Origin of the sequence: Pseudomonas sp. Sample_20 (assembly GCF_004307585.1) — a bacterium.
GTDB lineage: Bacteria > Pseudomonadota > Gammaproteobacteria > Pseudomonadales > Pseudomonadaceae > Aquipseudomonas > Aquipseudomonas atacamensis.
On record NZ_RCOA01000053.1, the window covers coordinates 1 to 4,897 of the forward strand.

1 protein-coding gene is annotated in these 4,897 nt (G+C 63.1%); it reads right to left on the reverse strand.

Features of this window, described 5'->3' with window-relative positions:
* Window positions 1–4,897: immunoglobulin-like domain-containing protein (locus D8U70_RS12270; RefSeq protein WP_347238402.1), on the reverse strand; the 4,897-nt coding region annotated here is incomplete at both ends.

The window sequence follows — 4,897 nt, forward strand, 5'->3', positions numbered from 1 at the left end:
CAGTAGTCTGACCGACGCCGATGGTGATGGTCTGGCCGTTGGCCAGAGTCACGACGACAGGGGAGCCAGTCACTGGTGCACCGACGGTGGCGGTGTAGGTGACCGTGCCGCCTTCAGCGACCGAGGTATCGGCGGTCAGTTTGACCGTCGAAGTGTCGATGGTATCGGTGACATTCGTCACCGCTGGAACCGCGCTTGGCACCAGGTTCTCGAAGTTGCCGCCGGTCGCACCCTCGATGGTCACTTCGACTTTGCCGGCATCTTTATAGACGTCGTCTTTCGGTGCGTCGACGGTCACGGTGCCGGTGGTTTTACCCGCGTCGATAGTGATCGTGGCGCCATTCGACAGGGTCACGGTCACCGGTGTGCCGGCCGGGTTGGTCAGGGTTGCGGTGTAGGTGATCTGGCCGCCTTCGGCGACCGAATCGCTGGCGGTCAGGTTCAGGTTGGTGGTGTCGGTGGTGTCGGAAACCACGGTGTCTGCGGACTTGCCGTCGACCACCAGTTTTTCGTAATTGCCACCCGTGGCGCCATCAATGGTCACGCTCAGCGAGCTGCCGCCCGCCAGCGGGCTGTTCGGCGCGACGTAGTTGACGCTGCCGGTGGTTTCGCCGACCGCGATGGTAATGGTCTGGCCGTTGGACAGGCTGACGATGACCGGAGAGCCGGTCACTGGCGCGCCCACGGTGGCGGTGTAGACCACGGTTTCGCCTTCGGCGACGTTCGCAGTGGCGCTCAGCGACACGGTGGTGGTGTCGATGGTGTCGTTGACCGTGGTCACCGCCGGCGCTGTGCTGGTGACGAGGTTTTCGAAGTTGCCGCCGGTTGCGCTCTGGATGGTCGCTTCAACGCTGCCGGCGTCTTTGTAGACGTCGTCTTTCGGTGCATCGACGGTCACGCTGCCGGTGGTTTTGCCGGCCTCGATGAGGATGGTCGCACCGTTCGACAGGGTCACGGTGACCGGCGTGCCGGCGGCGTTGCTCAGGGTTGCGGTGTAGGTAATCTGGCCGCCTTCGTTCACCGCGCCGGTCGCGCTGAGCGACAGGTTGGTGGTGTCGGCGGTGTCGGTCACGGTGGTGCTGACCGGGGTCTGGTCGGCGACAAGATTTTCGAAATTACCGCCGCTGACGTTGGTGATCGAGTTGGTCAGCGGCGCGTGGCCGGCGAGGACGTCGTTCGGCGCGGTGGTGCTCACGCTGCCGCTGGTCTTGCCGACTTCGATAGTGATGTTCTGACCATTGGCCAAGGTGACGACCACAGGCGAACCGGTGACCGGCGCGCCGACGGTGGCGGTGTAGGTGACGGTGCCCCCTTCGGCCGCGGTTTCGGTGGCGGTCAGTTTGACCGTCGAGGTGTCGACGGTGTCGGTGACATCAGTGACCGCTGGCGTGGTGCTTGGCACCAGGTTTTCGAAGTTGCCGCCAGTGGCGTCCTTGATCGTGACTTCAACTTTTCCGGCGTCTTTATAGACGTCGTCGGCAGGTGCCGGAACGGTGACGGTGCCGCTGGTTTTGCCGGCCTCGATGGTGATCACCGCGCCGTTGCTCAGATCCACGGTCACCGGCGTGCCGGCCGGGTTGCTCAGGGTTGCGGTGTAGACAATCGAACCGCCCTCGGCCACGGAGCCGGTCGCGGACAGCGACAGGTTGGTGGTGTCGGCAACGTCAGTTACCGAGGTCACCGCCGGGGTCTGGTCAGCCACGAGATTTTCGTAATTGCCACCACTGGCGCCGTCGATTTTCACGCTCAGAGTGTTGCCGCCGGCCTGTGCATCGTTCGGCGCGGTGAAGTTGACGCTGGCGCTGCTGGCGCCGACCGGAATGGTGATGGTCTGGCCGTTGGACAGGGTCACCAGCACTGGCGAACCAGTGACCGGGGCGGTCACGGACGCGGTGTAGACAACCACGCCGCCTTCCACCGCGCTGGCGCTGGCGGTCAGCGAAACAATGCTGTTGTCGATGGTGTCGGTGACATCAGTTACCGCAGGCGTCTTGTCGATCACCAGGTTTTCAAAGTTGCCACCGCTGGTCTTGGTGATGCTCGCATCGACCTTGCCGGCGTCCTTGTACACGTCATCGCCAGGCGCGGCTACGGTCGCAGTGCCAGTGCTCGCACCCTTGGCAATGTTGATCACCGCGCCGTTGCTCAGGGTCACGCTCATGGCGGTGCCGGCCGGATTGCTCAGGGTCGCGGTGTAGACGATCGAGCCGCCCTCGGCAACGCTGCCGGTGGCGCTCAGGCTGATGTTGGTGGTGTCGACGGCGTCGGTGACTTTGGTCACCACAGCCGAACGATCGGCCTCGACGCGCTCGAAATTGCCGCCGCTGTGGCTGGCGATCGCCGTCCGCACGTTGCTGCCATCGATGTACGGCGTATTGGCGGGCGCCGGGAAATTCACCGAACCGCTGGTCGCACCGGCCGCGATGTTGATCACCGCGCCGTTGGCCAGGGTCACGGTCATCGCAGTGCCGGCCGGGTTGCTCAGGGTCGCGGTGTAGGTGATCTGGCCACCTTCGCTGACGGTATCGCTGGCGGTCAGGGTCAGTGCGGTTGTGTCGACGGTGTCGTTGACCGTGGTGCTGACCGGAGTCTTGCTGACGTCGAGTTTCTCGAAGTTGCCACCGCTGGCGTCGGTCATGGTCACGGTGAGCTTGCTGAGGTCCTTGTAGACGTCATCGCTCGGTGCGGCGATCGTCACCGAACCGCTGGTCTTGCCGGCTTCGATGGTGATGGTCTGGCCGTTGCTCAGGTTGACGGTTACCGGCGTTTGCGCGGCGTTGGTCAACGTTGCGGTGTAAGTGATCGAAGAGCCTTCGAGCACATAGCTTTCTGCGCTGAGGGTCAGGTGCGTGGTGTTGACCGTGTCGGCAACGTTGGTCACCGCAGGCGTAGTGCTCGGCACCAGGTTTTCGAAGTTGCCACCGGTGGCGTCCTTGATGGTGACTTCGACTTTGCCGGCGTCTTTGTAGACGTCATCGGCAGGTGCCGGAACGGTCACGGTGCCGGTGGTCTTGCCCGCTTCAATGGTGATGACCGAACCGTTGCTCAGATTCACAGTCACAGGCGTGCCGGCCGGGTTGCTCAGCGTCGCGGTGTAGGTGATCTGCCCGCCTTCGTTGACGTTGCCGGTGGCAGTCAGCGCAACGCTGGTGGTGTCGACGGTGTCGGTCACGGTGGTGCTGACTGGGGTCTTGTCGGCGACCAGATTTTCGAAGTTGCCGCCGCTGACGTTGGTGATCGAGTTGGTCAGCGGTGCGTGACCGATCTGCACGTCATTCGATACCGGGGCAGTAACGCTGCCGGTGGTCTGGCCCACGGCGATGGTGATGCTCTGGCCGTTGGCCAGGGTCACGACAACAGGCGAGCCGGTGACGGGCGCGCCGACAGTGGCGGTGTAGGTGACGGTGCCGCCTTCCGCGACCGAGGTGTCGGCGGTCAATTTGACCGTCGAGGTATCGATGGTGTCGGTGACTTGAGTGACCGCTGGCGTGGTGCTCGGAACGAGGTTCTCGAAGTTGCCGCCGGTGGCGCTGGTGATGGTTGCCTGCACGGAGCCTGAGTCTTTGTAGACGTCGTCGGACGGAGCCGGGAAAGTCACATTACCGCTGGTTTCGCCTGCATTGATGGTGATGACGGCGCCGTTCGACAAGGTCACGGTTACTGGCGAGCCAGCTGCATTGGTCAAGGTCGCGGTGTAAGTGATCTGGCCGCCTTCAGCCACGGAAGCGGTCGCGCTCAGCGACAGATTGGTGGTGTCGGCCACGTCGGTGACGGTGGTCGAAACTGGGGTTTTGTCCGCCACCAGATCTTCGTAGTTGCCACCGCTTACGCCAGTGATCGAGTTGGTCAGCGCAGCGTTGCCGGTCAAGGCATCGTTCGGTGCGGTGTAAGTGACGGAGCCGGTGGTCTGTCCGACGGCGATGGTGATGTTCTGGCCGTTGGCCAACGTCACGACCACAGGCGAGCCGGTGACTGGCGCGCCGACGGTGGCGGTGTAAGTTACGGTGCCGCCTTCGGCAACCGAGGTGTCTGCGCTCAGCTTCACCGTCGAGGTATTGACGGTGTCAGTGATTTCGGTCACTGCCGGCGTAGCGTTCGGCACCAGATTTTCGAAATTGCCGCCGGTGGCGTCCTTGATGCTGACTTCGACTTGGCCGGCGTCCTTGTAGACGTCATCGGCCGGCGCTGGAACGGTAACGGTGCCGGTGGTTTTGCCGGCATCAATGGTGATCACCGAACCGTTGCTCAGGGTCACGGTTACCGGGGTGCCGGCCGGATTCGTCAGCGTGGCGGTGTAGGTGATCTGGCCACCCTCGGCCACAGAACCGGTGGCGCTGAGGCTCAGGCCAGTGTCATCGACCGAGTCGGTAATCGTGGTAACGGCTGGCGTGGTGCTTGGCACCAGGTTTTCGAAGTTGCCACCGGTAGCGCCAGTGATGGTGGTGCTGACGGTGCTGCCGTTGCTGTACACATCATTGGCCGCAGTCGGCACGTTGACGGTGCCGACGGTCTCGCCGGTAGCAATGGTGATGGTCGAACCGTTGGACAGAGTGACGGTTACCGGCGTCTGCGCTGGATTAGTCAGCGTCGCGGTGTAGGTGATCTGACCGCCTTCAACGATGTTGTTGGTAGCGGTCAGGGTCAGCCCGGTGTTGTCGACCGAATCAGTGATCGTGGTTACGGCTGGCGTGGTGCTTGGCACCAGGTTTTCGAAGTTGCCACCGGTAGCGCCGGTGATGGTGGTGCTGACGGTGCTGCCATTGTTGTAAACGTCATTGGCCGCAGTCGGCACGTTGAGGGTGCCGACGGTCTCGCCGGTAGCAATGGTGATGGTCGAACCGTTGGACAGAGTGACGGTTACCGGCGTCTGCGCTGGATTAGTCAGCGTCGCGGTGTA